The organism is Saccharothrix espanaensis DSM 44229, from assembly GCF_000328705.1.
GTDB lineage: Bacteria > Actinomycetota > Actinomycetes > Mycobacteriales > Pseudonocardiaceae > Actinosynnema > Actinosynnema espanaense.
Map to the genome: position 1 here is coordinate 7,872,030 of NC_019673.1, position 26,043 is coordinate 7,898,072.

The 26,043-nt window shown below is 73.3% G+C and carries 26 protein-coding genes; 14 read left to right on the plus strand and 12 right to left on the minus strand.

Going from position 1 to position 26,043, the window contains the following annotated elements:
* Positions 1 to 80: 80 nt before the first annotated feature.
* Genes alc through BN6_RS50325 form a run of 3 tightly spaced genes read right to left on the minus strand, consistent with a single transcriptional unit; the run spans position 81 to position 2,667 of the window.
* Positions 81 to 1,076, minus strand: coding sequence for an allantoicase (gene alc, locus BN6_RS34310; protein ID WP_015104459.1), 996 nt, complete (start codon positions 1,074 to 1,076; stop codon positions 81 to 83).
* A complete protein-coding gene (gene allB / locus BN6_RS34315) occupies positions 1,073 to 2,371 on the minus strand; it encodes an allantoinase AllB (protein WP_015104460.1) in 1,299 nt (432 codons plus the stop codon). Before allB ends, alc begins: the two co-directional genes overlap by 4 nt.
* A gap of 5 nt (positions 2,372 to 2,376) precedes the next feature.
* Complete coding sequence (locus BN6_RS50325; RefSeq protein ID WP_015104461.1) at positions 2,377 to 2,667, minus strand: glycerate kinase; 291 nt, start codon at positions 2,665 to 2,667, stop codon at positions 2,377 to 2,379.
* Between the two features lie 154 nt (positions 2,668 to 2,821).
* On the opposite strand from BN6_RS50325, the gene uraD reads away from it, so the two are divergent.
* Together uraD and pucL are read left to right on the plus strand one after the other, a co-directional pair.
* Positions 2,822 to 3,322 (plus strand): 2-oxo-4-hydroxy-4-carboxy-5-ureidoimidazoline decarboxylase, encoded by a 501-nt coding sequence (uraD, locus tag BN6_RS34325; RefSeq protein WP_015104462.1) that lies wholly within the window; start codon positions 2,822 to 2,824, stop codon positions 3,320 to 3,322.
* 3 nt (positions 3,323 to 3,325) lie between these two features.
* Entirely contained in the window at positions 3,326 to 4,204 is an 879-nt protein-coding gene (gene pucL / locus BN6_RS34330) for a factor-independent urate hydroxylase (RefSeq protein WP_015104463.1), read from the plus strand.
* 42 nt (positions 4,205 to 4,246) lie between these two features.
* Here the strand turns inward: pucL and BN6_RS34335 are convergent, their stop codons facing one another.
* From BN6_RS34335 to aceB, 5 genes are read right to left on the minus strand one after another with little or no spacing between them, the layout of a single operon-like run.
* A complete protein-coding gene (locus BN6_RS34335) occupies positions 4,247 to 5,596 on the minus strand; it encodes a hypothetical protein (RefSeq protein ID WP_015104464.1) in 1,350 nt (449 codons plus the stop codon).
* A complete protein-coding gene (locus tag BN6_RS34340; RefSeq protein WP_015104465.1) occupies positions 5,596 to 6,156 on the minus strand; it encodes a CBS domain-containing protein in 561 nt (186 codons plus the stop codon). The genes BN6_RS34335 and BN6_RS34340 overlap by 1 nt, the downstream gene beginning before the upstream one ends.
* Positions 6,153 to 9,932 carry a CHAT domain-containing protein gene (locus tag BN6_RS49865; protein WP_015104466.1) on the minus strand — a complete coding sequence of 1,260 codons (3,780 nt, stop codon included), beginning with the start codon at positions 9,930 to 9,932 and terminating at the stop codon, positions 6,153 to 6,155. Before BN6_RS49865 ends, BN6_RS34340 begins: the two co-directional genes overlap by 4 nt.
* Positions 9,933 to 9,986: 54 nt before the next feature.
* Positions 9,987 to 11,183: a DUF6986 family protein gene (locus BN6_RS34350; protein ID WP_015104467.1), complete on the minus strand. Its 1,197-nt coding sequence runs from the start codon at positions 11,181 to 11,183 to the stop codon at positions 9,987 to 9,989.
* 1 nt (position 11,184) lies between these two features.
* Entirely contained in the window at positions 11,185 to 12,714 is a 1,530-nt protein-coding gene (gene aceB, locus BN6_RS34355; RefSeq protein ID WP_015104468.1) for a malate synthase A, read from the minus strand.
* Positions 12,715 to 12,797: 83 nt separating this feature from the next.
* Between aceB and BN6_RS34360 the strand changes: the two genes are divergently transcribed.
* From BN6_RS34360 to BN6_RS34380, 5 genes are all read left to right on the plus strand, one after another.
* Entirely contained in the window at positions 12,798 to 13,550 is a 753-nt protein-coding gene (locus BN6_RS34360; RefSeq protein WP_015104469.1) for an IclR family transcriptional regulator, read from the plus strand.
* A 188-nt stretch (positions 13,551 to 13,738) separates the two neighbouring features.
* Complete coding sequence (locus tag BN6_RS34365) at positions 13,739 to 14,059, plus strand: DMT family transporter (protein ID WP_015104470.1); 321 nt, start codon at positions 13,739 to 13,741, stop codon at positions 14,057 to 14,059.
* Positions 14,060 to 14,093: 34 nt separating this feature from the next.
* Positions 14,094 to 14,468 carry a DMT family transporter gene (locus BN6_RS34370; protein WP_051075842.1) on the plus strand — a complete coding sequence of 125 codons (375 nt, stop codon included), beginning with the start codon at positions 14,094 to 14,096 and terminating at the stop codon, positions 14,466 to 14,468.
* 41 nt (positions 14,469 to 14,509) lie between these two features.
* A complete protein-coding gene (locus BN6_RS34375) occupies positions 14,510 to 14,965 on the plus strand; it encodes a MarR family winged helix-turn-helix transcriptional regulator (protein WP_231904824.1) in 456 nt (151 codons plus the stop codon).
* A 43-nt stretch (positions 14,966 to 15,008) separates the two neighbouring features.
* Entirely contained in the window at positions 15,009 to 15,374 is a 366-nt protein-coding gene (locus BN6_RS34380) for a hypothetical protein (RefSeq protein WP_015104473.1), read from the plus strand.
* 9 nt (positions 15,375 to 15,383) lie between these two features.
* Here BN6_RS34380 and ftsY read toward each other — a convergent pair whose 3' ends face one another.
* Positions 15,384 to 16,751, minus strand: coding sequence for a signal recognition particle-docking protein FtsY (ftsY, locus tag BN6_RS34385; protein ID WP_041315094.1), 1,368 nt, complete (start codon positions 16,749 to 16,751; stop codon positions 15,384 to 15,386).
* 114 nt (positions 16,752 to 16,865) lie between these two features.
* Between ftsY and BN6_RS34390 the strand changes: the two genes are divergently transcribed.
* Both BN6_RS34390 and BN6_RS34395 read left to right on the plus strand, forming a co-directional pair.
* Complete coding sequence (locus tag BN6_RS34390) at positions 16,866 to 17,990, plus strand: anhydro-N-acetylmuramic acid kinase (protein WP_015104475.1); 1,125 nt, start codon at positions 16,866 to 16,868, stop codon at positions 17,988 to 17,990.
* The gene (locus BN6_RS34395; protein WP_015104476.1) at positions 17,977 to 19,524 is read left to right on the plus strand and encodes a sodium:solute symporter; all 1,548 of its coding nucleotides are present in this window, start codon (positions 17,977 to 17,979) and stop codon (positions 19,522 to 19,524) included. The genes BN6_RS34390 and BN6_RS34395 overlap by 14 nt, the downstream gene beginning before the upstream one ends.
* 91 nt (positions 19,525 to 19,615) lie before the next feature.
* Here the strand turns inward: BN6_RS34395 and BN6_RS34400 are convergent, their stop codons facing one another.
* Positions 19,616 to 20,551 (minus strand): GNAT family N-acetyltransferase, encoded by a 936-nt coding sequence (locus BN6_RS34400; RefSeq protein ID WP_041315097.1) that lies wholly within the window; start codon positions 20,549 to 20,551, stop codon positions 19,616 to 19,618.
* 11 nt (positions 20,552 to 20,562) lie between these two features.
* The gene (locus BN6_RS34405) at positions 20,563 to 21,744 is read right to left on the minus strand and encodes an MFS transporter (RefSeq protein ID WP_015104478.1); all 1,182 of its coding nucleotides are present in this window, start codon (positions 21,742 to 21,744) and stop codon (positions 20,563 to 20,565) included.
* A 71-nt stretch (positions 21,745 to 21,815) separates the two neighbouring features.
* Here BN6_RS34405 and BN6_RS34410 point away from each other — a divergent pair, with 71 nt between their 5' ends.
* The 3 genes from BN6_RS34410 to BN6_RS34420 all read left to right on the plus strand — a co-directional run bounded on the left by BN6_RS34410 (position 21,816) and on the right by BN6_RS34420 (position 23,394).
* A complete protein-coding gene (locus tag BN6_RS34410; protein ID WP_015104479.1) occupies positions 21,816 to 22,262 on the plus strand; it encodes a winged helix-turn-helix transcriptional regulator in 447 nt (148 codons plus the stop codon).
* A gap of 115 nt (positions 22,263 to 22,377) precedes the next feature.
* Positions 22,378 to 22,653 (plus strand): hypothetical protein, encoded by a 276-nt coding sequence (locus BN6_RS34415; protein ID WP_051076078.1) that lies wholly within the window; start codon positions 22,378 to 22,380, stop codon positions 22,651 to 22,653.
* Between the two features lie 15 nt (positions 22,654 to 22,668).
* On the plus strand, positions 22,669 to 23,394 hold the full coding sequence (locus BN6_RS34420; protein WP_015104481.1) for a lysophospholipid acyltransferase family protein: 726 nt from the start codon (positions 22,669 to 22,671) through the stop codon (positions 23,392 to 23,394).
* Between the two features lie 118 nt (positions 23,395 to 23,512).
* Here BN6_RS34420 and BN6_RS34425 read toward each other — a convergent pair whose 3' ends face one another.
* Positions 23,513 to 24,181: a DUF2306 domain-containing protein gene (locus BN6_RS34425; protein ID WP_063641848.1), complete on the minus strand. Its 669-nt coding sequence runs from the start codon at positions 24,179 to 24,181 to the stop codon at positions 23,513 to 23,515.
* A 160-nt stretch (positions 24,182 to 24,341) separates the two neighbouring features.
* On the opposite strand from BN6_RS34425, the gene BN6_RS34430 reads away from it, so the two are divergent.
* Together BN6_RS34430 and BN6_RS34435 are read left to right on the plus strand one after the other, a co-directional pair.
* Positions 24,342 to 25,394: a sensor histidine kinase gene (locus BN6_RS34430; protein ID WP_015104483.1), complete on the plus strand. Its 1,053-nt coding sequence runs from the start codon at positions 24,342 to 24,344 to the stop codon at positions 25,392 to 25,394.
* Entirely contained in the window at positions 25,391 to 26,035 is a 645-nt protein-coding gene (locus tag BN6_RS34435; RefSeq protein ID WP_015104484.1) for a response regulator, read from the plus strand. The genes BN6_RS34430 and BN6_RS34435 overlap by 4 nt, the downstream gene beginning before the upstream one ends.
* Positions 26,036 to 26,043 lie beyond the last annotated feature (8 nt).

Here is a 26,043-nt window from a genome sequence, read left to right on the forward strand (position 1 = left end):
GCAGGCTTCCAGGGGGTGAACTGCGGCACAACCGACTGAAGTCGGACACGGGGTACGCCGGAGGGTTGACTGCTTCCAGGCTAACGGGTGAGTACGCGGAAACGTTGCGTGATGGTCTCCAAGCCGCTCGGGGTGAGCGCGCCGACCAGCCGCAACCGGGCCATCCCGCCGTCCGGGTAGATGTCCAGCCGGGCGTGCGTGGCCTCGGGGCCGGTGACCCGGAACCGGTGCCGGGTGTCGGGCTGCAACCGGGTCCGGGGCAGCAGGTCGACCCAGTCGCCGCCGGTCCGCTCGTCGCGCACCCGCACCGACGCCCAGCCCGGCGCGTTGCCCTTGAAGTGGCTGGTGTCCAGCTCGGCCAGGCGCACCGCGCCGGGCGCGGCCAGCGCCAGCTCCACCCAGTCGTTGCCGTCGTCGCGGCGGCGGGCGGTCTCCCAGCCCTCGCCCATCACCGCCGCCGGTCCGGGCGCGATCAGGTTGGCCGGGTCGCTGTAGAACGTGTTGCTGCACCCGGTGACCGACGCGCCGTTCTCCAGCGCCGCCAGGTCGACCGCCTCGGGCACCAGCAGGTCCGGGTCCGGCACGGGCGAGCCGTACACGCGCAGCCGCGCCACGCCGCCGTCCGGGTGGATGGTCAGCCGGACGTGCGTGAACCGCTTCTCCACCGCCACGTCGAAGTGGTGCTTGCGGTCGCCCTCCAGCGGCGACCTCGGGACCACGACCTCCCAGCCGGTCAGCTCGTCCGGGCTCGGGTGGCCCGGCGCGCGGGTCGCCTCGACGGTCGCGGCCGGCGGGTAGTTGCCCTTGAAGAACGCGGTGTCCACCACGACGCCCCGGATCACGCCCGGCAGTCCCAGCCGGACGATCGCGCTGTCGTCGCCGGGTTCGCGCCGCCGGCGGGTCTCCCAGCCGTCGTAGACCTGTCCCTTGTGGCCGAACGTGGCGGGCCGGTAGCCGGGCTCGGCCCGGGTGATCAGGTTCTCCCGCTCGGCGAACAGCTCGTCGTTGGCCCACGCCACGGTGCCGCCCGCCGCGCGGGAGGCGAGGTCGGGCAGCCGGGTCCAGCTCGGGGTCATGTCTCTCCTCTGCTCAGCAACCGTCCTCGGGGCTCGTCGCCGGTGACCGGCCGGCCGCGCAACCAGGTCTGGCGCACCACGCCGGCCAGCGGTCGGCCGTGGTAGGGCGTCACCGGGTTGCGGTGGTGCAGCCGGTTGCGGTCGACCACGAACGCGTCGTCGGGGGCGAACACCGCGAAATCGGCGTCGGCGCCCTCGGCGATGCGGCCCTTGCGGCGCAGGCCCACCAGGTCGGCCGGTTTCCGCGCCATCCACTCGACCACGTCGGGCAGCGCGTGCCCGCGCCGCCGGGCCTGCGTCCACACCGCCGGCAGTCCCAGTTGGAGGCTCGCGATCCCGCCCCACGCGGTGGCGAAATCGCCTTCCTTCAACTCCGGCGTGCACGGCGAGTGGTCGCTGACCACCAGGTCCACCACGCCGTCGCGCAGCCCCCGCCACAGCTGCTCGCGGTTGGCCGCGTCGCGGATCGGCGGGCAGCACTTGAACTGGGTGGCGCGGTCGGCGATCTCCTCGGCCACGAACGTCAGGTAGTGCGGGCAGGTCTCGGCGGTCAGCCGCAGCCCCTCCGCCTTGGCGTCGGCGACCAGCGCCAGCGCCGAGCCCGACGACAGGTGCAGCACGTGCACGCGCGCCCCGGTCTCCCGGGCGACGCCGACCAGGTCGGCGATCGCGTGGTCCTCGGCCCGGTGCGGCCGGGACGCCAGGAACCCGGCGTAGTCGGGCCCGGACTCGGTCACGTCGTGCGGGTGCTCGGCGTGCACGATGGTGAGCGCGTCCGGCAGCGCGGTCAGCGCGGCGGTCAGGTCGGGCAGCTCCACGTGCGGGAACTCGTCCACCCCGGAGTGGATCAGGAAGCACTTGAACCCGAACACGCCCGCGTCGTGCAACGGTCGCAGGTCCGCCGCGTTGCCGGGCACGATCCCGCCCCAGAACCCGACGTCGACGTGCACCGCGCCGCGCGCCGCCGCCCGCTTGACCTCCAGCGCGGCGACGTCCGTGGTGGGCGGCAGGCTGTTGAGCGGCATGTCGACGACCGTGGTCACGCCGCCGGCCGCCGCCGCGCGGGTGGCCGTGCCGAAACCCTCCCACTCGGCCCGGCCGGGGTCGTTGACGTGCACGTGGGTGTCCACCAGGCCGGGCAGCAGGACCTCGTCGTCGGCCAGCTCGACCACGCGGTCCCCGTCCAGCCGGCCGATCCCGGTCACGGCCGCGATCCGGCCGTCGCGCACGCCGACGTCGGCGGCCACCTCACCGTCCGGCGTGATCACCCGGGCAGCCCGTAACACCAGGTCCATGGCGGTCACTCTCCCAGCCACCCGGCCGCGATGCGACCACCCGGCCGGGCCGGGTGGGAGGGCTTCGGCACGGCCACCACCGGCACGCCCCTCGCCACCCCGGCGGGTGCCTTGCCGTGCAACGTCTGGGCGTCCAGCGACCCCTCGCCGGCAATCACCAGCCGTGCGTCCGCCAGTGCCGCGTCTTCGCGCCACCGCAGCACGACCGCGTCGAACCCGGCCGCCTTCGCCGCCGCCGGCCGGTCGAGCAGCGGGAGGTCGGTGCACAAGATCGACAGGTCGACGTCGGACCACATGGCTTTCCTTCCACATTACGGAAGCTGCCTTCCGTAAAGAGAGAGCGTAAGACGGTATGGCAGGCCACGCAAGACTGTTGACACTTCCCGCAGCCCGCTCGTACCGTCGCTGAATCGGAATCGTGTTTCCGCGATACAGAAGTTGGGAGCCTCTGTGCCCGGTTTAGCCGACTTCAACGCCGCGCCGGCGGCGGATCTCCGTCCGCTGCTCACCGAATGCCTCGCCGTGCCGCGCTGGGTCGACGCCGTGATCGCGGGCCGCCCGTACGCCTCGGAGGAGGCCCTGCTCGCCGGGGCCCGGGTCGACCTGACCGACGACGAGGTGCGCGCGGCGATCGCCGGACACCCGAGGATCGGCGAGAAGTCCGCGCGCGGCGGCGTCGCCGCGCGGTGGTCGGCCGCCGAGCAGTCCGGCGTCGACCCATCCCTGGCCGACCGGCTCAAGGCGGCGAACGCGGCCTACGAGGACCGGTTCGGGCACCTCTACCTGGTGTGTGCGACCGGGCTGTCCGGAGAGCGGGTGCTGGCCGACCTGACCGCGCGCTTGACCAACCCGGAGCGGGACGAGTTGCGCGTGGTCAACGGGGAACTGGCCAAGATCGCCGCGCTGCGCCTGCGGAAGGTGCTCCACCCCGACGACACCCGAGGGAGCTGACCGATGGCCATCGTCTTGGGGCCCAACCAGTACGGCAAAGCGGAGAACCGGCTCGTGACGGTGACCCGGGACGGCGCGGTCCACACCGTCCGGGACTTCACGGTCAGCACCTCGCTGCGCGGCGACCTGGAGGACACCCACCTGACCGGCGACAACGCCAAGGTGCTGGCGACCGACACGCAGAAGAACACCGTGTACGCGTTCGCCAAGCAGGCCCCGGTCGGCGAGATCGAGGACTTCGCGCTGCGCCTGGGACGGCACTTCGTGTCGACGCAGGAACCGATCAGCGGCGCGCGGATCCTGATCGACGAGCACTCGTGGCAGCGCATCGAGGGCCACGACCACGCGTTCGTGGCGGGCGGGGACGAGAAGCGCACCACCGCCGTGACGGTCGAGGGTTCCCGGGCGTGGGTGGTGTCGGGCCTGACGGACCTCGTGGTGCTCAAGTCGACCGGTTCGGAGTTCCACGGCTACCCGCGCGACCCGTACACCACGTTGCGCGAGACCACCGACCGGATCCTGGCGACCTCGGTGACCGCGCGGTGGCGCTACCAGGGCACCGGGATCGACTGGGCGACGAGCTTCGGCGAGATCCGGTCGATCATGCTGCGGACGTTCGCGGCCAAGCACAGCCTGTCGTTGCAGCAGACGTTGTACGCGATGGGCGAGGCGGTGCTGCGGGCCCGGCCGGAGGTCGCCGAGGTGCGGCTGTCGATGCCCAACAAGCACCACTTCGAGGTGGACCTGAGCGCGTTCGGGCTGGAGAACCACAACGAGGTCTTCTACGCCGCCGACCGGCCTTACGGGCTGATCGAGGGTTCCGTGCTGCGTGACGACGCCGAGGACGCCGGTTCCGCCTGGCTCACCCTGCCCGCGTTCTGACCCCGCCGCCCCGGTCCTCCGTGGCACCGGGGCGGTTCTGCGTCATTCGGGCTTGGGGTGCTCGTACCTCAGCAACGCCGGATCGGCCACACCGCCCCGGTACAGGAACTGGCTCAGGCCGTTCCACACCCGCTGCTCCTCCGCCGAGGTCTCCGGCGGCTTGATCCGCAACTCCGCCAACAGGTTCCACCGGTAGAGGTCGAACGCGGTCCGCAGCCGCTCGGTGTACGCCAGCGTCGCGTGCGTCGCGTTGCGGTACAGCCCGTAGGACAGGATCACCAGCGCGATCGTCCACAGCAGACCGACCTCCGCCCGCAACACCGGCTGCCAGAACCCGCTGAACGTGTGCACCAGGGCGAACCCGCCGCCCGCCACCACCAGCGGCAGCATCCGATAGTTCACCCGGAGCAGCGCGTACCCGACCACCGCCACGGCCACCACCGTCAGCCACGCCGCCAAGCCCTCGATCCTGGGCAGCCGCCACACCAGCCACCACGTCACCGGCACGCCGAACAGCGGCGCGAACACCGCCATGGTCAACAGCAGGTCGACCGACACCTTGGCGTCCTTCACCGCGTCGGCGAACTCCTTGGGCAGCACCGGCTGCAACCGCGTCCACATCACCACCGCGTCCAACCCGTACCGCGTCGACGGGTGCTGCTCCGCCGCCCGCACCACGTTCCCCATCCGGGTCGGCCGCACGTCCCCGGGCGGCTGCGGGAACCACAGGAACAGCTCCTGCTGCACCGCCGCACGCCGATCGCGCACCCCGTGCTCGACCGCCGCCAGGTGCGCGTCGAGGTCCAGCGCCAGGCCGGTGACCGCTTCCACGTCCGCCGGCCGGTCCCGGACACCGCGCACCAGCCCGGCCAGCAGCACCGCCGTGCCCACCGGCCACTCCGAGGAGTCCCGCACCGCCCGCAACGTCGTGACCGCCGCCGCGAACTCCGCGTCCGACAACGGCCCGGACGCGGCGTCGTCGGGACGGGGCAGCGACGCGCGCTCGACCGCCAGCGCCTCCTCCTCGCGCTGCAACTCGGCGTCGCGCTCGATCAGCGCCCGCCGCGCCTTGCGGTGCGCCTTGGTGCGCGACCGCGCCACCGGGGCCGCCCACGCCGGCCAGTGCCCCTGGCACACCCGGTCCTGCCACTCGCGGAGGTTGCCCAGCAGGAACGTCAGGAACGACACCAGCGCCAGGAACCCGACCAGCAGCACCGCCTGGACCGTCACGTCCAGCGCGCCCCAGGCCCCGACCGCGCCGGCCACGCCCGCCACCGTCGTCCACACCACGACGACCGTGCCGCCCAGGAAGGCCAGCACCGGGAAGAACGACGAGATCAGGGCGCGCTTGTCGAAGTAGCCCGTGACCTCCCGCAGCACCGAGGCGAACATCAGGCGTCGGCTTCCATGACGCCGTGGAAGAAGACCCGCCGGCAGTTCGGCGGCCGCCCGCCCTCCCCCGGCGCGCGCGGCAGCTGGAACGACGGCGGCGCGCACTTGCGGCACACGTACCGCAGCGCCGGCACGGTCGGGTTGCCCACCCGGACGGCCGGGCTGTCCAGCGCGTCCAGCGGCAGCGCGTCGGCGATCGCCGCCCTCGGCACCACCCCCGCCGGCAGGCCGTCCCGCTCCACCAGCACGAACCGCAGCCGCTCGCGCACCACCAGGTCGGCCAGGTCGAACAGCTCCTCGGGGCCGAGCTCGTCGGGGTCGCCGCCGACCACGACCAGCGTCGGGAACCGGTGGGCGAGGGCGGTCAGCGTCTGCGACGTCTCGCCGAGCTCGGCCAGCTCCGCCCGGCCGAGCACGCCCAGCGGGTTGCCGTCGGCGGTCACCACCACGATGTACTCGGCGTTCACCCGCTCCCGCGCGGCTCTCGCCTGGGGCACCTCGACGTCGTCCCGCACGACCACGTGGCTCTTGGTCAACGTGGACAACAGCACCGGCCTCACCGCCAATCACCCACGAGCACGAATGCCGCCCAATGGTAGGGATGCGCGAAAGGCCGCGCGGCGTAATCCACCGGCGGCGGGGATTCCGCTTTCAGCGCCAACAGGTTGAGCCGACGCGCGGCACGCTCGCGCAGCCGTCGGGCGCAGCCGCCCCGGGTCCCGGCCAGCGCGGGCCCGACCTCCCGGCACGTCGCCGCGGCCCGCCCCAGGTCGCCCGCCGCCGTCTGCGCGCCGGCCCGGTCAAGCAGCAGTCCGGCGGCCGCGACCGGGTCGACGACGCCGGTCAGCCGGTCGTCGCAGTACGCCACGACCTCGCGCGCGGCGGTCGCGGCCAGTGCCACCTGCGCGTCGCGCAGCGCGTCGGCCAGGCCCGCGCCGGCCCGCAGCCGGGTGTAGAAGTCGGCCATCAGCAGGGTCGTGGACAGGTCGTCCACCTCCCACAGGCTCACCACGACCGACGGCACGCCTGCGTGCAGCACCGCGCGGGCGAAACCGGCCGGGTCGTCGCCGAAGCCGCTCGCGCTCCACGTCACCAGGCCCGGGGTGCGGTCGGGCCCGCCGATGTCCGAGGCGGTCAGCTCGTGGCCGTCGGCCAACAGGACGGCCGGTTCGCCGTCGCCCCGGCCCCGGCACGCCAGGTGGAGCACGTCCGCACCGACGGCCGGCAGCCGGGTCGCGTCGACGCCGAGCACGGGTCGGGTCCCGAACACCGCCGCCACCCGCGCGGCTTCCTCCCGGGAGTGCACGAGGTCGCCGCGCGAGTCACCGAGCACCACCGCCGTGTCCCACCGCCGGTCCGGCCGACTGGGCGGCAGCGTCGCGGACGGCAGCCGGCACACCGGGTTCCGGCCGAGCAGCAACGCGTGCAACGGCAAGTGGTGCAGAACCTCGTGCGGCACCAGGACGATCACGTCACCGGGCGCGCAGCGGTCGGTGATCGGCGCGACCATCGGCCCGAACGCCACCGCGAACGCCTCCTGGTCCAGCTCCCGGACCGACCGGTCGAAGAACCACCCGACCAGCTCGTCGGACTCCGCTTCCCACTGGTGGACCTCGGGTTCCGCGCGGCCCGGGGACAGCACGAACAGCAGGACCCGGTCGGCCGCCACGAAGAACTCGGCCAGCACGCACCCGTCCGGCACGCGGACCTCGGCACCGGGCGAGGGGTCCGCGCCCGGCCGGTCGAACTCGTGGGCCTTGGCCCGCCGCACGAGTTCCCACGCGCCCGCCGGGTCGCCGGCCGCCAGCGCCACCAGCACCGCCTGCTCGTACACCCACAGGTGGGTCGCCTCCCACGACAGCCGGGCGGCCCGGTCGAGCAGCCCGCCGCGCACGTCCTCGGCGATCGCCAGCGCCGCCCGGAACCCGGCCGCCGCGGCCCGGTGCTCGCCCAGCCCGGTCAACGCGACCGCGCGCATCGCGTGCCGGTTGAGCAGCAACGACGACGGGGCGCCGGCGGGCAGCGGGTAGCGGTCGATCAGGTCGAGCACCGCGGCCGGCTCGGCCCGCTCCAGGTGCACCGAGATCAGGTTGGTGACGAACACCGAGGCGTCGTAGGAATCCGGCTCCACGGTGGGCAGGACGCGCTCCAGCACACCCGCCGCCGCGTCGAACTCGCGCCGGCTCAGGTGCAGGGTCGCCTCCAGGTTGGCCAGCCGGGTCCGGTCGGCGCGCCCGGCCAGGCCGGTCAGCCGGGGCAGCTGGGCGACGGCCTCGTCCAACCGGCCGACGTCGCGCAGCAACGTGGTGCGCCGGTACAGGTGGTCGAAATCGTCGTCGCCGAGCCCGTGGTCGGCCGCCTCCAGCGCGCCGTCCAGGTCGCCGAGCCGGTGCAGCGCCCGCGAGCGGTGGACGGCGATCGACTTCCGCAGTTCGGTGTGCACCGCCGCGGTCAGCTCCACGTGGTCGAAGTCCAGCCCGGACAACGGCTCTGGGAACTCACCGCGGAACCGGTCACCGGGCGTGCGGCCGACGTCGTCGAGCGCCTCTTCCGCGCCCGCCACCAGGTCCAGCGCCGCCGGCACCTGGTAGAGCCGCAGGTGCACCTCCGCCAGCCGCAGGTCCACCAGCGCGCCGAACACCGGCAGGTCGTGGATCCGGGCCCGCAGCGCCGCCAACGCGGTCAGCGACGACTCGCCGCGCGCCGGTTCCTCCTCCGGCGGCAGGGCGCGCGACCACCCGGCGAGCAGGTCGGCCACGTCCGGCAGCGCCGCCGCCAGGTCCGCGCCACCGGGGCCGAAGCCGCGCGGCAGGTCCCGGGCGTGCACCAGGAAGTCCCGGATCGGCGGCAGCGCGCAGGCCCGGTCCACCAGCCACCGCAGGTGGTGCCGCGGGTGGGGCTCGTCGGGCGCCATCAGCACCGCGTCGGTCAGCCGGCCGACGGCGTCGAGCACGCGGCGGCCGGAGAACCCGTCGTTCCACTCGTCGTCGGCGGCGCTGTGGGTGACCTGCGCCAACCCCAGCCACGCCACCACCTGCCAGTCGCCGGGCAGCCGCCGGTGGGCTTCAGTCAGCTCCTCCACGGCCCGCGCGGGGTCGCGCAGCCGCAGCAGGGCGTGGCCGAGCGCCTTGGCCGTGCCGCCGTGGGTCGGGTGCCGCTCGCGCAGACCGGTCAACGCCTCCACGGCCCGCGCCGGCTCCAGCAGCGCCAGCGCGTCGAGGTCCGCCGCCGCCGCGTCCAGCAGGTCCGCCGCCTCGTAGGCGGTGGCCCGGGACAGCAGCGCCTCGGCCGACTCGTGCCGGTCGAGCTGCGCGGTGAAGCAGACGATCGCCCTCGGGTAGTCGCCCCCGTCGAACGCGAGGTCGCCCAGCACCGCGTACGCCGCGCCGGCCGTCGGCTCGTCACCGGTGTCGGCGAGCACCCGAGCCCCGGCCGCCGCCTCCGCGAGCCGGCCCAGGTCCACCAACAGGTTCAGCCGCAGCACGGCGGCGAAGTCCGCGAGGTCGCGCGCCACCCGCGCGGTGCCGATCACCTCGTCCACGTCGGCCAGGGCGTCCTCGGCACGGCCGTCCGCCGCGTGCATCCGCGCCCGGAAGCACCGGTAGCGCGCCTCGTCCGGGGCCAGCTCGATCGCCTGGGTCAGCGCCGCCACGGCCTCGGCCCGCCGGTCGACGTGGAACAGCGAGCCGCTGAGCGAGACCAGCGGGCCCGGCAGGTCCGGGACCAGCTCGGCGAGCCGGGTCAGCGCGCGCACGGCGGCCTCGTGGTGCTCCAGCCGCGCCGCCGAGTGGCCCAGGAAGTACCACGGCACCGGGGAGTCCGGGTAGCACCCGGCGAACCCGTCGGCCAGCGCCTCGGCCGCGGCGAAGTCCTCGCGCCGGTAGTAGAGGTCGTGCGCCACGTCGGTCAGCACCTCGTGGATGGTGGTCGGGTCCGGCTCGTCGACCCGCACGCCCTTCGCGCGCAGGACCCCGTTGCGGGACACCAGGTCCAGCACCGCCGCGGCGTGCTCGGCGGCCACCTCCGGCCGGTCCGCCCGCAGGTGCAGCACGGCCAGCCGCAGCACCGACCCGAGTTCGGCCGCTGCGGCGCCCGCCCGGCGGGCCAGCGCGCGAAGGTCCTCCCACGGCCCGGTGCGCTCGGCGGGCTCCAGGACGTCCTCGGTCAGCGCGTCCAGCTCATCGGTGAGGACCGCGGTCCACGCCAGGGCGTCGCCGTCACCCCGGTCGAACCGGCGGCGGGCCTCGGCCAGCCCGCCCGCGACGATCAGCACGGCCTGGTCGTGGTTCCCCTCGGCCAGCGCCCGCCGGGCGAAGGCCAGCCGGTCGGCGAACATGGGACCTCCCGGGAGTGGCCGTCCCCCCTTGGGTCGCCGGGGATCGCCGCCCTGTTACGAACGCCGGGCCAGCGCCCGCAGCCCGGCCGGGTCGAGCCCGGTGATGCGCCGGACCTCGGCCGCGTCCAGCGCACCGCAGTCCACCGCGCGCAGGAACGACGACGACAGCGCCTGGGCGGTCGCCGGTTCGTCCAGCACGGTCCCGCCGGCGCGGGAAACGTAGGCCCGGAGCCGTTCCGCGTCGGCCCGTGCGCCGTCGAGGTAGTGCGCGTACACCGCGGCGTACCGGGTGACCAGCTGCGCCGGGTGCAGGTCCCAGCCCTGGTGGAAGCCGTGCGCCAGGGAACGGCGGACCAGCCCGTAGTGCGTGCGCCAGCCGTGCTCGACGGCGTCGCCCACCGGCAGCACGTTGGTCGAGCCGTCGGACAGCTCCACGCCCCGGCCGGCCGCCGAGACCTGCATGACGTGCCGGGCGAAGTCGCACGCCCCGTGCGCCAGGTGCTGGTGCGCCGCGCCGAGCCCGCAGCCGGCCGTGTAGTCGTAGGTGCCGAAGTGCAGCCCGCTCACCCGACCCCGGCCGGCCTCGATGAACGCCGGGATCGCCAGCCGGCCCCGGTCGTCCACGACGGACTGGGTGGTCTCGACCTGGATCTCGAACCGGAGGTCGCCGCCGAGCAGGTCGAGGATCTCGCCCAGCACCTCGACCTGCGCCACCGACGTGACCTTGGGGAAGGTGATCACGAAGTTCGCCGGCACCTCGCCCAGCGCGGTCAGGAAGACGTCCAGCGTCCGGATGCCGCGCTCGCGCAGCGCCGCGGTGTCGAACGACTTCATCCGCAGGCCGAAGCGCGCCGGGGCACGTCCCTCGGCCAGCCAGCCGGCGACCACCCGGGCGGTGCGCTCCGCGTCGTCGTCCTCGGTGGGCGGCGCGCCGTAGCCGTCCTCGAAGTCGATCCGGAGGTCCTCCACGGGTTCGGCGGCGAGCTTGGCCGCCACCTTGGCGTGCAGCACCTCGGCCGATTCGACCGGCAGGTCCAGCACCCGGGCCAGGTCGGCGGGCGTGGGCGCGTGCGCCGCCAGCGCCGCGAGCGCTTGCGCGCCCCACTCGTCCGGCGTGCCGGCGGTGACCTCGTCGGCCGGGACGTAGCAGGTGTGCACCGGCTGGCGGCCTTCCGGAGCCCGCCGGACCACGTCGACCAGCCGTGCGGTGGCCGCCGCCACCGCCGCCGGGTCCAGCGACGTGCGGGGCACGTCAGCCGATCCGCTCGTAGGCCGGCAGGGTCAGGAAGTCCACGAAGTCGTCGGCCAGGGCGACCTGCTCGAACAGCTCCACGGCCAGGTCGAGGTGCTCGCCGTCGAGCCTGCCCCGCACGTCCCGCAGCACCGCGCGGACCAGCTCCGCGGTGACCGGCGTGCCGTCGTCCATCGCCACGCCGTTGTGCACCCACTGCCACAGCTGGGAACGGGAGATCTCGGCGGTCGCCGCGTCCTCCATCAGGTTGTGGATCGCCGCCGCGCCGTTGCCGCTCAGCCACGACACCAGGTAGCGCACGCCGACGTCCACAGCGCTCTCCACGCCGGCCCGCGTCACGCCGCCGCCCGCGGACGCGAAGTCCAACAGCTGCTCGGCGGTGACCTCCACGTCGTCGCGCAGCACGTCGAGCTGGTTGGGCCGGTCGCCCAGCCGGGCGTCGAAGAGCTCCCGGCACACCGGGACCAGGTCGGGGTGGGCCACCCAGCTGCCGTCGAAGCCGTCACCGGCCTCCCGGGACTTGTCGTCGCGGACCTTGGCGAGCGCCTGCGCGGTCACCTCGGGGTCGCGGCGGTTCGGGATGAACGCGGCCATGCCGCCCATGGCGAACGCCCCGCGCTTGTGGCACGTGCGGACCAGCAGCTCGGTGTAGGCGCGCATGAACGGCGCGGTCATCGTCACGCTGTTGCGGTCCGGCAGCACGTACTGCGCGCCCTGGTCGCGGAAGTACTTGATGATGCTGAACAGGTAGTCCCAGCGGCCCGCGTTGAGGCCGGACGCGTGGTCGCGCAGCTCGTAGAGGATCTCCTCCATCTCGAACGCGGCCGGGATGGTCTCGATCAGCACGGTGGCGCGGATCGTGCCGTGCGGGACGCCCAACGTGGCCTGCGCGGCGGTGAACACGTCGTTCCACAGCCGGGCTTCGAGGTGGCTCTCCATCTTCGGCAGGTAGTAGTACGGCCGGCCGAGCGCGGCGTTGTGGAAGAAGTGCAGGCCGAAGTCCACGAGCGCGCCGACCGCCGGCACGCCGTCGACCTCGATGTGCCGCTCGGGCAGGTGCCAGCCGCGCGGCCGGACCACGATGGTGGGGCGCTCGCCGTCCTTGAGGGTGTAGTGCCTGCCCTCGGGCGAGTGGTGCTCGACCGTGCCGCGGGCGGCGTCGTAGAGGTTGACCTGACCGGAGACGACGTTGTGCCAGTGCGGCGTGTTCGCGTCCTCCAGGTCGGCCAGCCACACCTTCGCGCCGGAGTTGAGGGCGTTGACGGTCATCTTGCGCTCGGTGGGTCCGGTGATCTCCACCCGGCGGTCCCGCAGCGGTGCCGGCGCCTCGGCGACCCGCCAGTCCCCCTCACGGACGTGCCTGGTCTCCTCGGCGAACCCGAGCCGACCGCGCTCGGACCGGCGGGCGAGCAGCTCGTCCCGGGTGGCGGCGAACGCGCGGTGGAGGCCGGCGACGAACTCCAGGGCGTCCGGCGTGAGGATCTCGTCCCCACGCTCGACGTCGCCCCCGAGCACGCGGATACCGGTCATGGGTGGCCCACCTCTCTTGCGGCTGGTTCTACTCTGCGGACTATAGTTTTTGCATCGCGGAACGGCAACGAAGGGTGATCCGGATGGCGCGGGAGTCCACGGGCGTGCAGTCCTTGCAGCGCGCCTTCGACCTGCTGGAACGGCTGGCCGACGCGGGCGGCGAGGCGAGCCTGTCGGAACTGGCCGCCTCCTCCGGCCTGCCGCTGCCGACGATCCACCGGCTGATCCGCACCCTGGTCACGCTGGGGTACGTGCGGCAGAACAGCAACCGCCGCTACACCCTCGGCTCGCGACTGATCCGCCTCGGCGAGAGCGCGTCGCGGCAGTTCGGCACCTGGGCGCGGCCGTTCCTGGCCCGGCTGGTGGACCAGGTCGAGGAGACCGCGAACCTGGCCGTGCTGGACGGCGACGAGGTGGTCTACGTGGCGCAGGTGCCGTCCCGGCACTCGATGCGGATGTTCACCGAGGTGGGCCGCCGACTGCTGCCGCACGGCACCGGCGTGGGCAAGGCGATGCTGGCCCAACTGCCGCGCGAACAGGTGCGCGCCCTGCTGGACCGCACCGGGCTGCCCGCGTACACGCCCAACACCATCACCGACGCGGGTGAACTGCTGGCGTCGCTGGACCGGATCGCCGAGCAGGGCTACGCGCTCGACGAGAGCGAGCAGGAACTGGGCGTGCGGTGCATCGCGGTCCCGCTGATCGGCGCGCCCACGATGGCCGCCGTGTCGGTGTCGGGCCCCGAGGGCAGGCTGACCAAGGACGCGGTCGACCGGATCCTGCCCGAGGTGCTGGCCATCGCCCGCGGCCTCGCCGACCAGGCCGCACTCGCCTGACCTGAGCACACGCGCGGCGGAGGACCCGGCGGCCCTCCGCCACCTCGGCGTCCCGCCGGCACTGTGATCGACCGGACTTCCCGGCATCCGGACCGACGCCGGGATACCCGTTGACCCGATTAGATTCATGCGCATACAGTTAATGCGCAAGCAACCAGATCGTCCGTCCACCACAGAGAGTCGGTCCGATGCACTGGCTGTACCTGGCGATCGCCACCGTCTTCGAAGTCGCGTTCGCCCTGGGCACCAACGCGACCAAGGGCTTCACCCGGCTGGTCCCGTCGATCGTCACCCTGGTCGCCGCCGCCGGCGGCATCTACTTCCTGTCCCTCGCCCTGCGCACCCTCGACGTCGGCGTCGGCTACACGATCTGGACCGGCATCGGCTCGGTCGGCACGGTCGTGCTCGGCGTCCTGCTGTTCAAGGAGCGCCTCACCGGTGCCCGGGTCCTGTGCTTCGGCGCGATCGTGCTCGGCGTCATCGGCCTGCGCGTCGCCGCCGGTGTCTGACCTCCCCTCCCCACGAACCCGGAAGAGCGAGAACATGACCGAGCAGACCCCGACGGCCACCCCCGCGCAGACCGACGTGCGCTCGTGGACGTACCTGCTGATCGCGGCAGTCTTCGAAGTGGTGTTCGCGCTGGGCACCAACGGTTCCGACGGCTTCACCCGGCTGGGCTGGTCCATCACCACCGTGCTGGCCGCCGCCGGCGGCATCTTCTTCCTCTCCCTCGCGCTCAAGACGCTGGACGTCGGCGTGGGCTACACGATCTGGACCGGCATCGGGTCGGTGGGCACCGTCGTGTTCGGCACGCTCGTCTTCGACGAGTCGCTGTCGCCGCTGAAGGTCGCGTGCTTCGTGCTGATCATCGGCGGCGTCGTCGGCCTCAAGATGACCTCCAAGCCCGCGACCGCGTGATGCCCGGCCACCCGACGACGCGTGGCGGGCCGAACCCACCGGTGGCCCTCTCCGGTGACGGACAGCTGTGGGCCCGGGTGTCGGCGTTGCACACCCGGGTCGGCGCGGCCGTGCGGAAGGTGCTCCGGCAGCGGGCCGACATCGGCTTCTCGGAGTTCCTGGCGCTGATCGCCCTGGCCGGCTCACCCCTGGGCGAACTGCACATGCAGGACCTGGCCGAGGCGACCCTGCTCAACCAGAGTTCGGTGAGCCGGCTGGTCGTCCGGCTGGAGCGGACCGGCCTGACCGAGCGCCGGACCTGCGAACGCGACCGGCGCCGCGTCTACACCGGGATCACCGGGGCCGGCCGGGACGTCCTCGCCGACGCGCTGCCGGCCTACGAGGCGGCGCTGCGCGACACCTTCGGCCGCCTCGACGTGGACGGCGACCTCGGCCCGCTGCTGGCGAAGCTCCGCGACCGGCCACCGGCAACGGCGCGGGTTCCCTCGATCGGATGACCCGGACCGGCCGAACCCGCGCCCGCAGGCGAAGATCTCCGGCGTGGGAACGACGTATGAAGGCCGCACGCTCACCCTGCACTGGGACGACCGCCAGGTGGTGGGCCGCTGGTGCGACGGCGGCGAACTGGACGCGGTGCCCGCCACGCCGGCCGACGACCGGGTGCGCTGGCTGGTGGACCTGATCGGCGAGTACCGCCGCGCCTACCCCGGCGCGCGGGTGCGGGCCACGAACCGCGACGGCTGGCGGGAACCGGTGCGCGGATCACTCCAGCACGTGGTCCCGCAGGCGCGCCGCACCCCGCCCGCCTACGTGGTGCGCTCACCGCTGGAACCGCTGCACTACCACGTGATCCCCGCGCAGCGGCAGGTCAAGGAGTGCTGGCACCGCTGCGCCGGCGTGAACTGACCGCCCCGATCAGCCGAGCAGGGCGTCCACGAACGCGACGGGCTCGAACGGGGCCAGGTGGTCGGCACCCTCGCCCAGCCCCACGAGCTTCACCGGCACGCCCAGCTCGCGCTGCACCTGGAACACGATCCCGCCCTTGGCGGTGCCGTCGAGCTTGGTCAGCACGATCCCGGTGACGTCCACCACCTCGGCGAACACCCAGGCCTGGGTCAGCCCGTTCTGCCCGGTGGTGGCGTCGAGCACGAGCAGCACCTCGTCCACCGCCGCCTGCTTCTCCACCACCCGCTTGACCTTGCCCAGCTCGTCCATCAGCCCGGTCTTGGTGTGCAGCCGGCCGGCCGTGTCGACCAGCACCGTGTCGACGCCCGCGGCCACGCCCTCCTTCACGGCCTCGAACGCCACCGATGCCGGGTCCGCGCCTTCCGCGCCGCGCACGGTCTCCGCGCCGACCCGCGACCCCCACGTCGCCAACTGCTCGGCCGCCGCCGCGCGGAACGTGTCCGCGGCACCCAGCAGCACGGTCCGCCCGTCCGCGACGAGCACCCGGGCCAGCTTGCCGGTCGTGGTGGTCTTGCCGACGCCGTTGACGCCGACCACCAGCACCACCGCGGGCTTGCCGGAGTGCGGCAGCGCGTGCACCGAGCGGTCCATCTCCGGGTGCAGCGCGTCGACCAGCACCTCGCGCAGCAGCGCCCGCGCGTCGTCCGACGAGCGCACCCCGCGGGCCACGATCTGCGCGCGCAGCGCCGTGACGACCTGGTCGGTCACCGCCGCGCCGAGGTCGGCCATCAGCAGCGTGTCCTCGACGTCGGTCCACGAGTCCTCGTCGAGGTCGCCCGCGCCGAGCAGACCGAGCAGGCCCTGGCCCAGCGTGGACCGCGACCGCGACAGCTTGCCGCGCAGCCGCTCCAGCCGGCCGGCCGTGGGCTCGATCTCCTCGATCTCCGACGCGGCCTCGGGCAGCGGCACCTCGACGAACCCGCGCTTGACCGAGTCGCGGGGCACGGCGGCGTCGTCGCCGACGCCGGGCTGCCCGTCGACCTCGGTCCGGTCCGCGACCGGGTGCCGCACCGGCTCGACGTCCGGCTTCCCCCCGGTCTCGGGCTCGACCGGCGGCTCGACCGGCGGCCCGACCTCGGGTTCGGCTTCGCGAACGGGCCCGGGGTCGGTCTCGACGGGATCGGCGGCGCGCACCGCCTCGGCGGGCTTGGCGAAGGTGACGCCGGCACCGGCCTGGTACCCCTTGACGGGCTTGTCCCGCTCGGGCTCGGTGAGGCTGATCCGCCTGCGCTTGGACAGCACGACGCCCGTGACGAGGGCGACCGCGAGCAGCGCCGCGACGACGACAACGATCCAGATCAGGAGCTCGGTGGACACCGGCCAATCCTCGCACGCCACGCATTGTCACCAATCAACGAACAATGTTGATTTCCGGCAACTTTCCCACCGAGCCCCTTGCGCCCGCCCCCGGTGTGCAATAGGACACAGGGCGTGAGGGTGATCGGGCTGATCTCGGGAACGTCCATGGACGCCGTCGACGTGGCGGTGGGCGACTTCGCGCTGGAGGGCACGACCGTCGTACTCACGCCGGTGCACCACGGCGAGCACCCCTTCCCACCGGCCCTGCGCACCCCGCCGACCAGCGCGCAGGACCTCTGCCTGATGGACAACGACCTCGGCCGGCTGTTCGCCGACGCGGCCCGGCCGCACGTCCGGGCGCACCGGGCCGACCTCGTCGCCTCGCTCGGCCAGACCGTCCACCACCACGTCGTGGACGGCCGCTGCGCGGGCACCCTCCAGCTGGGCCAGCCGGCGTGGATCGCCGAGGCCACCGGACTGCCGGTGATCGCCGACTTCCGGGTCCGCGACGTCGCCGCCGGCGGCCACGGCGCACCGCTCGCGAGCACCCTCGACGCCCTGTGGCTGGCCGAGCTGCCCAACACCACCGCCCTGAACGTCGGCGGCATCGCTAACATCACCCGGCGAACCCCAGACGGGGTGGTCGCCTACGACACCGGGCCGGGCAACGCGCTGCTCGACGCGGCCATGACCGCCCTGTCCAACGGCCTGCGCACGCACGACGTGGACGGCGAGTTCGCCGCCCGCGGCCGGATCCACGGGGAACTGCTGACCCGCCTGCTCGCCGACCCGTACTACGCCGCGCGCCCGCCCAAGTCGACCGGCAAGGAGCACTTCGACCTCGGCTACCTCGAACGGGTCGCCGACGGCCTGACCCTGCCCGCCGAGGACCTGCTGGCCACGCTCACCGAGCTCACCGCCCGCACCGTCGCCGCCGAGTGCGCCGGCACCACCGTGATCGGCTCCGGCGGCGGGATGCGCAACCCCGCGCTCGTGCGCTCGTTGCGGGACAAGGTGGACCTGCGCACCAGCGACGAGTTCGGCCTGCCCGCGGACGGCAAGGAGGCGTACCTGGCGGCCCTGCTCGGCTTCCTCGCCTGGCACGGCCTGCCCGCGAACGTGCCCGCCGCCACCGGCGCGGCCGGCCCGCGCCTGCTCGGCGCGATCACCCCGGGCCGCGACCCCCTGCGACTGCCCGACCCCGCCGACGCCCCCGTCACCGGGCTCAGAATTGGAGGACACCGTGCGCGCCCTTGATGTCGCCATCATCGTGCTGTTCCTGGTGGGCATGCCGCTGCTGGGGGTGTGGATCGGCGGGCGGCAGCGGTCCGCCACGGACTACTTCGTCAGCGAGCGGCGCATCTCGTGGTGGGTCGTGTGCGTGTCGGTGGTGTCGGCGGAGACCTCGACGTTGACCGTGCTGTCCGTGCCGACGATCGCGTACGGCGGCACGATGACCTTCCTGTCGCTGGCGATCGGCTACCTGATCGGCCGGGTCGTGGTGTCGTTCGTCCTGCTGCCCAAGTACATCGCGGGCAACCTGGTCACCGCGTACGGGTTCCTGGGCAAGCGGTTCGGCAGCGGGCTGCAGGGCACCGCCTCGGTCACCTTCCTGGTGACCCGGCTGCTCGCGGACGGTCTGCGGCTGTTCGCCACCGCCATCCCGGTCAAGGTGGTGCTGGCCGCGTACGGCGTGGACGCGTCGTACTGGGCGATCGTGGTCGTGCTGGGCCTGGCGATGGTGGTCTACAGCTTCCTCGGCGGCGTGCGCGCCGTGGTGTGGGTCGACGCGATCCAGATGCTCTGGTACGTGCTGGGCGCGATCGCGGTGATCGTCGTGCTGTCCGGGAAGCTGCCCGCCGGCTGGTTCGACTCGGCCGTCGACGCGGGCAAGTTCCAGGTCTTCGACCTGTCCGCCAGCCCGTTCACCTCGCCCTACGCGATCCTGACGGCGTTCATCGGCGGCGCGGTGCTGTCGATGGCCTCGCACGGCGCGGACCAGCTGATCGTGCAGCGGCTGATGGCCACGCAGGACGTGCGCGCGTCGCAGAAGGCGTTGATCGCCAGCGGTGTCGTGGTGTTCCTCCAGTTCGCGCTGTTCCTGTTCATCGGCGTGATGCTGTGGGCGTTCTACAAAGGCGTGAGCCCGGTGAAGGACCTCGGGCTGAACAACAACGACGAGCTGTTCGCGAACTTCATCGTCAAGGACATGCCGTCGGGGCTGTCCGGGTTCGTGATCGCGGGCATCCTCGCCGCCGCGCTGAGCTCGTCGCTGGGCGCGCTGGCCTCCTCGACGGTGACCGACGTGGTCCAGCGGGTGGTGCGCCGGCCGTTGCGCGAGGCGGAGCTGCTCAAGCAGGGCCGGCTGTGGACCGTGGTGTGGGCCGGGCTGCTGATCGTGTGCGCGGGCCTGTTCGCCTCGTTCACCAAGCGCGGCAACCCGATCGTGGAGCAGGGCCTGTCCATCGCCGGGTTCACCTACGGCGCGCTGCTGGGCGCGTTCCTGCTGGGGCTGCTGTTCCGCCGGGCCAGGCAGACCGACGCGGTCGTGGCGTTCGTGACGACGGTCGTGGTGATGGCGCTGGTGATCCTCGGCGTGCGGTTCGTCGGCCCGGACGCGAGCCTGGCGATCGACTTCTCCGCCGCCACCGCCACCTCGAAGGTGCTGGCCTACCCGTGGTACACGCCGCTGGGCGTGCTGGTGACGTTGATCGTGGGTGGCCTGCTGTCGTTGCGGCACAGGCAGGACCTGCCGCCCGAGGTGGAGCCGGCCAGTGCTCGGGCGGCGTGACGCGAAGAGTTGACGCGGGGTTCGTGCGGAGGAGTTCTGCGCGGAGGGTTCGTGCGGAAGGTGCTGTGCGGAGGGTGCCGTGCGGAGCGGGTCAGGCGGCCGGGGTGGCGCGGTAGGCGACCAGTTCCAGGTAGAGCTCGAAGCCGAGCCGTTCGAACATCCGGCGGGACGAGGCGTTGCCGGCCAGGATCGACGCGGCGGCCTGCGGCCGGGCCCCGTGCCGTTCGGCCAGCTTCCAGACCAGTTCGGTGACCAGCGCGGCACCCACCCCGGCGCCGCGCGCGTCGGGTTCGACCGCGACGAAGTCGATGTAGTACTCGCCGGGCTCGGCCTTGCCGGCGGCGTAGCCGAGCACCCGGTCGCCGTCCATCGCGACCACCACGGTGTGGTGGCCGCCGTCGTCCACGAGCTTGCGGCCGGACAGGTAGGTCTTGGGGAAGCACCGCTCGTGCAGCACGGCCACCGCCTCGTGCACGGCGGCGTCGGTCGGCAGCACGCGCATCTCGCGGGCCGGGCCGGTGCGCGGGCAGCCCGCGTCCCGCAGCAGCAGGCCGCGCAGGTCGTCGTCGCCGAGCACGTAGATGCCGCTGGGACGGCCGGCGGTGAAGCCGTGCCGCTCGGCGAACGCGGCCAGCCGGCGGTGTCGGGTGTGGCCGTAGACCTCGCGGTCGTCGACGCCTCGCAGCAGCGGGGCGGCCTCGGCGTAGAGGGCGTCGGAGGTCTGGTCCCAGATCCGGCTGCCCGCCGGGTGGTTCACCGGCACGTCCACGAACGGGCCGTGCAGGAAGACCCGGTTCAGCTCGGTGTCGACCTCGACGCTGAGCACGCCGCACAGCCGGCCGGAGTCGTCGGTGGCGACGACCGTGCAGGACGGCCAGTCGGGTTCGAATTCGGCGAGCTCCTCGGTGAGCTCGCCGAGCGTCTCACCGAGGTAGCCGATGTGGTGCGCGGTGTCGGCTTGCAGCCGGACGAGCAGCGCCAGCACGCCGTCGAGGTCGTCCTGGCGGGCGAAACGGGTGACATACATACCGGGAATCGTCACTCGCCGGGCCGGGCGAAAGCGAGGGGTTTTCGGGGCCTGGTGACCGCCCAGTAGCCCAGGGCCGCCGCGCTCACCGCGGCGCCCGCCCATGATACTCCGGTCCAGCCGGCGACGTCGTGGACGGCGGACGCCCCGAGTGCGCCCAGGCCGCTCCCGACCGAGTAGCACGCCATGTACGCGCCGATCAGGCTGCTGCCCGCGGCCGGCCGCACCGCCAGGACCATGCTCTGGCTGGTGACGTGCACGGCCTGCACCGCGAAGTCCAGCAGGAGCGCGCCGAACGCCAACGCCCACAGCGACTCCACCGCGAACCCCAGCGGCAGCCAGGAGAGGGTGAGCAGCGCCAGCGCCACCCCGGTGGTGCGCTGCCCGAGCCCCCGGTCGGCCAGCCTTCCCGCGCCCGCCGCCGCCACCGCGCCCGCAGCGGCGACGAGACCGAACGCGCCGATCGCGGTGTGCGACAACGACAGCGGCGGCGCGCTCAGCGGCAGCGCCACCCCGCTCCACAGCAGGCTGAACGACGCGAACAGCAGCGTGGTGAGCAGCGCCCGGTTCCGAAACACCGGCTCGGTGACGAACAGCGCCGCCGTCGAGCGGAGCAGTTCCGGGTAGCGCGGCACGGGACGCGCGGGCGGTGCGGCCGGCGACCGCCGCAGCGCCGCCGCCAGCAGCACCGCCACCCCCGCCGACACCAGGTAGACCGCCCGCCAGCCGGCGAGGTCGGCGAGCACGCCGGACACCGCGCGGGCCAGCAGGATGCCGAGCACCACCCCGCTGGTGATCACCCCGACCACCCGGCCGCGCCGGTCCGGTCCGGCCAGCGCCGCCCCGAACGCCACCAGCACCTGCGCCACCGCCGACAGCAGGCCGACCGCCACCAGCCCGGCCAGCAGCACGACGGGGTGGCCCGCGGTGCCGACGACGACCAGGGCGGCGGCCATCAGCACGGTCATCGCGAGCACCAGCCGGCGGCGGTCGAGCAGGTCGCCGAGCGGTGCGACGAACAGCAGGCCGACCGCGCAGCCGACCTGGGTGAGCGCGACGACCAGGCCGGTGCCGGCCGGCGTGAGGCCGAAGTCGTGGGCGAGGGTGACCAGCAGCGGCTGGGCGAAGTACAGGTTCGCGACCGCGAGCCCCGCCGTGGCGGCGAACAGCAGGGTGCGCCGGTGACCGATCACGCGCCGACCTCCAAGTGGTTTCATCTTGCTACCAGTCGGACGGTAGCGGGAGGTGGTTGTAAGATGCAACCGTGGTGCGCAGGACGAGTCTCGACCAGGCGGAGTGCCCCGTCGCCCGCTCGCTCGACGCGATCGGCGACTGGTGGTCGCTGCTGATCGTGCGCGACGCGTTCGACGGCGTGCGGCGGTTCAACGAGTTCCAGCGCGGGCTCGGCGTGGCGAAGAACATGCTCAGCGCCCGGCTGCGCGCACTCGTCGCGGCCGGGGTGCTGGAGACCGTGCCCGCCGCCGACGGCGGCCCCTACCGGGAGTACGTGCTCACCGCCAAGGGCCGCGACCTGTTCCCGGTGATCGTCGCACTGCGCCAGTGGGGTGAAACGCACTCGTTCACCCCCGGCGAGGCGCATTCGGAGCTGGTCGACCGCGCCACCGGCCGACCGTTGGCGCGGCTGGAGATCCGCTCGGACGGCGGCGCGGCGCTCGCTCCGGAGGACACCGTCGTGGTCAAGACCGGCTGAACGCACGTCCCCATCTCTTGCCGCACGACCTGGGGTGGTGGACCCTCAAGGTGTGAGTAGTGAGGAAACGATCCAACTCGAACTCAACGACAGCGGGGTGGCGGTAGACCTGCCGATGCCTGCGAACCAGCGGGACCAGGTGCAGGAGGTCCCCTACCGGCCGGTCGAGTTCCGGGACGACGACCTGCCCAACGCCCTCGAACGGGCCTCGTCGTGGCTGCGGCAGACCCAGGACTGGCTGGGTGAGCCGGTGGACGTGATCGCCGTCCACCTGGACTACGACGACACCAAGGGCTCGCCGTACTACAACCTCAAGCTGTTGTGCAACGAGGAGGACCTCGCCGGGGTGCCTCGCGTGGTTCGGGAGCAGAACACGGTTACCCGTCAGTAGCGTACCGTTGCGGTCATGCCAGATCGCGTGTACCCGCCGGTGATCGCCGCGGCCAAGGCCCTGTTCCGCGTGCTCGACCTCCGCATCGCCGTGGAAGGCGCGCACCACGTGCCGATCACCGGCGGGGCCGTGCTGGCGAGCAACCACGTCAGCTACCTCGACTTCGTCTTCGCCGGCTACGGGGCGCAGCCGTCCCGTCGCCTGGTGCGGTTCATGGCCAAGGACGAGGTGTTCACCAACCGGGTGTCCGGCCCGCTGATGCGCGGGATGCACCACATCCCGGTGGACCGCTCGGCCGGGCAGGAGTCCTACCGGAAGGCGCTCGACGCCCTGCGCGCCGGCGAGGTCGTCGGGATCTTCCCCGAGGCCACCATCAGCCGGTCGTTCACCGTCAAGGACGTCAAGAGCGGCGCGGTCCGGCTGGCCGCCGAGGCCGGCGTGCCGCTCCTGCCGACCGCCGTGTGGGGCACCCAGCGCCTGTGGACCAAGGGCCGGCCGAAGAAGCTGACCCAGCGGCACGTGCCGGTCACCATCATCGTCGGTGACCCGATCGAGCCGACCACCGACGCGGACCTGCGCACCCGGATGCAGGAACTGCTCGACCAGGCGCAGGCGCACTACCCCGACCCCGGCGCGGGCCAGTGGTGGCAGCCCGCGCACCTGGGCGGCACCGCCCCCACGCCGGAGGAGGCCGCCGCCCTGGACGCCCGGCCGCGCAAGCCCGAGCCGGACGCCCGCTGACCGATCCCGCCGTACTCGATCCCGCTGTACTTGACCCCGCTGTACTTGATCCCGTTGGGTGCCCGTCGAGCTTCGGCGGGCCCCAGCGGGCCCCAGCGGGATCAAGTACAGCGGGCCCTCAGCCGGCCCCGACGGGCACCGGCTCACGCCGTTGCGGACGCCGCTGCTCGCGCCGCAGCACCCACTCCGCGACCAGCAGGTTCGGCACCCACGAGCCGAACGGCATGAACGCGTAGGCGGAGTCGAAGTCGCCGACGACCGGCAGCAGCAGGATCACCCCGACCCTCAGCATCACCCCGGCGTAGACCAGCGAGAACGCCCGGACCATCCACCGCCGGTGGGCGGCCGGGTCACCGCGCCGGATCGCCCGCAGGCCGAGCACCGGGAACGCCACCGACAGCACGGCCAGCAGCCCGAACCCGGCCATCCCGTTGACGCCCGCGATGCTCATCGGCGCGAGCACCGCGCCCGCCGTGCCGCCGACCAGCATCGCCACGATCGTGATCCGGCCGAGCACCCGGTGGAACTTCGGCCACCGCCTGCGCACCTTCGCCGACAGCTGCGCCGGGCACAGCAGCAGCGCCAGACCGCTGCCGACCATGTGCGTGTAGAGCACCGCGTGCACCCACGCCGGCTTCGCCGCGTAGTGGCTCGCCAACCCGCTGTCGCCCATCTCCTCCAGCGGCGCGGTCAAGTAGGGCAGCGGTGCGAACACCGCGATGGCGACCGCCGTCAGGGCCAGCCACCCGAACCCGATCTTGCGCCGGGTCGTGAGCACCGTTGCCACCGGTACGTCCTTTCTCGTCAGGGGAATCGCCCGGAACGCTAGGGACGCGGACCCCTCGCGGTCGCCCCCCGAGGCCAGTCGACGTATCTCCCTCTCCCGAGGGATGGGCTGTCCTCTCAAGAGCGTTGGCCGCACGCGGCGCGACGGGGGACGATGAGCCATGCCCACCCGCTCGGACGCCTGGCTCGCCGCCGGGCTGGTCGTCGCGTCGGTCGCGGCGGCGCTGCTGACCGGGTCCGAGCCGCCGCACCGGCCGACCGACGCGGTCAGCCTCGCGTTCGCCGTGCTGTCCGCGTTCAGCCTGCTGTGGCGCACCACCGCGCCGGTGTCGATCACCGCCGTGACCGGCACCGTCGTGGTGCTCAACGCGGCGGCCGGCTACCCGCCCACCGTCGTGCAGTGGCCCGCGTGGATCGCCGTGTTCACGGTGTTCGCCACCTACGGCTGGCGGATGCGGCTGGCCGGCGGGCTGATCACGTTCGTGGCGCTGGTCGGGTACGTGCTGTTCGACCGCAACGAGGTCGGCTCCGCCGAGCTGTTCAGCATCAGCATGAGCTTCCTGATCTCGATGGTGGCGGGCGAGGCGACCCGGGCCCGGCGGTTCTGGGCCGAGGCGTCCCAGGCGCGGCTGTTGGCCGAGGAGCGCACCCGGCTGGCGCGCGAACTGCACGACGCCCTGGGGCACGCGGTCAACGTGATCGTGATGCAGGCCGGGGTGGGCCGCCGGGTGTTCGCCGACAACCCCGAGTTCGCGCAGGCGGCGTTGGGGCACATCGAGACCGTCGGGCGTGACGCGCTGGGCGAGCTGGACCGGCTGCTGCGCGTGATGCACAGCGACGACGACTCCCCGCCCGACCTGGGCGAGCTCGCCGCCCGGGTCCGCGCGGCCGGCCGGGACCTGCGGCTCAACACCTCCGAGGTGGACCTCGCGCCGGGCGCGGCGCGGGCGGTGCACCGGATCATCCAGGAAGCGGTGACCAACGCGTTGCGGCACACCGAGACCGGCCGCATCGACGTGGACCTGGCGCAGGTCGGCGACCGGGTGGTGCTGGAGGTCGCGAACGAGGGCCGGCACCTGGCCGCGCCGACCCCCGGCCGCGGCCTGGTCAACATGCGCGAACGCGCCCGGCTGGAGGGCGGCGAGTTCGAGGCCGGCCCGGTCGACGGTGGTTTCCTGGTGCGCGCCACGCTGCCCGCGCGGAGCACGCCGTGATCCGGGTCCTGCTGGCCGACGACGACTCGCTGGTGCGCGGCGGGCTCAAGGCGCTGCTGCACGGCGAGTCGGACATCGTCGTCGTCGGCGAGGTCTCCAACGGCCGCGACGCCGTGGTGTCCGCGCTGGCGCTGCGGCCGGACGTCGTGGTGATGGACATCCGGATGCCGGTGCGCGACGGCGTGTCCGCGACCCGTGAGCTGATGTCGGCCACGCCCCGGCCGCGGGTGCTCGTGCTGACGACGTTCGACCTGGACGAGGTGGTGGACGACGCGATCTCGGCGGGCGCGGACGGCTTCCTGCTCAAGCGGGCGTCGCCGGAGGAGCTGGTGGCCGGGATCCGCACCGTCGCCGGCGGGGACGCGGTGATCTCGTCGTCGGTGACCCGCCGGCTGTTCGAGGCGCACGCCCTGCGCACCCCGGCCGACCGGGCGCGGACCGTGCGGCTGACCGACCGCGAGGCCGACGTGCTGCGGGCGATGGCCGAGGGGCTGTCGAACCCGGAGATCGCGCGGGCCCTGCACCTGTCCGTGGAGACGGTGAAGACGCACGTCAAGCACGTGTTGACCAAGCTGGAGGTGCGCGACCGCACGCAGGCCGTGGTGTGGGCGTACCGGACGGGCTTCGCCTACCGCAATTGAGTTGCCGG

Excerpts from the sequence above, each read along its gene's own strand:
- alc (WP_015104459.1), bottom strand. The coding sequence starts at position 1,076 with ATGACCCCGAGCTGGACCCGGCTGCCCGACCTCGCCTCCCGCGCGGCG.
- allB (WP_015104460.1), bottom strand. The coding sequence starts at position 2,371 with ATGGACCTGGTGTTACGGGCTGCCCGGGTGATCACGCCGGACGGTGAG.
- BN6_RS50325 (WP_015104461.1), bottom strand. The coding sequence starts at position 2,667 with ATGTGGTCCGACGTCGACCTGTCGATCTTGTGCACCGACCTCCCGCTG.
- pucL (WP_015104463.1), top strand. The coding sequence starts at position 3,326 with ATGGCCATCGTCTTGGGGCCCAACCAGTACGGCAAAGCGGAGAACCGG.
- BN6_RS34335 (WP_015104464.1), bottom strand. The coding sequence starts at position 5,596 with ATGTTCGCCTCGGTGCTGCGGGAGGTCACGGGCTACTTCGACAAGCGC.
- BN6_RS49865 (WP_015104466.1), bottom strand. The coding sequence starts at position 9,932 with ATGTTCGCCGACCGGCTGGCCTTCGCCCGGCGGGCGCTGGCCGAGGGG.
- aceB (WP_015104468.1), bottom strand. The coding sequence starts at position 12,714 with ATGACCGGTATCCGCGTGCTCGGGGGCGACGTCGAGCGTGGGGACGAG.
- BN6_RS34360 (WP_015104469.1), top strand. The coding sequence starts at position 12,798 with ATGGCGCGGGAGTCCACGGGCGTGCAGTCCTTGCAGCGCGCCTTCGAC.
- BN6_RS34365 (WP_015104470.1), top strand. The coding sequence starts at position 13,739 with ATGCACTGGCTGTACCTGGCGATCGCCACCGTCTTCGAAGTCGCGTTC.
- BN6_RS34370 (WP_051075842.1), top strand. The coding sequence starts at position 14,094 with ATGACCGAGCAGACCCCGACGGCCACCCCCGCGCAGACCGACGTGCGC.
- BN6_RS34400 (WP_041315097.1), bottom strand. The coding sequence starts at position 20,551 with ATGTATGTCACCCGTTTCGCCCGCCAGGACGACCTCGACGGCGTGCTG.
- BN6_RS34415 (WP_051076078.1), top strand. The coding sequence starts at position 22,378 with ATGCCTGCGAACCAGCGGGACCAGGTGCAGGAGGTCCCCTACCGGCCG.
- BN6_RS34420 (WP_015104481.1), top strand. The coding sequence starts at position 22,669 with ATGCCAGATCGCGTGTACCCGCCGGTGATCGCCGCGGCCAAGGCCCTG.
- BN6_RS34430 (WP_015104483.1), top strand. The coding sequence starts at position 24,342 with ATGCCCACCCGCTCGGACGCCTGGCTCGCCGCCGGGCTGGTCGTCGCG.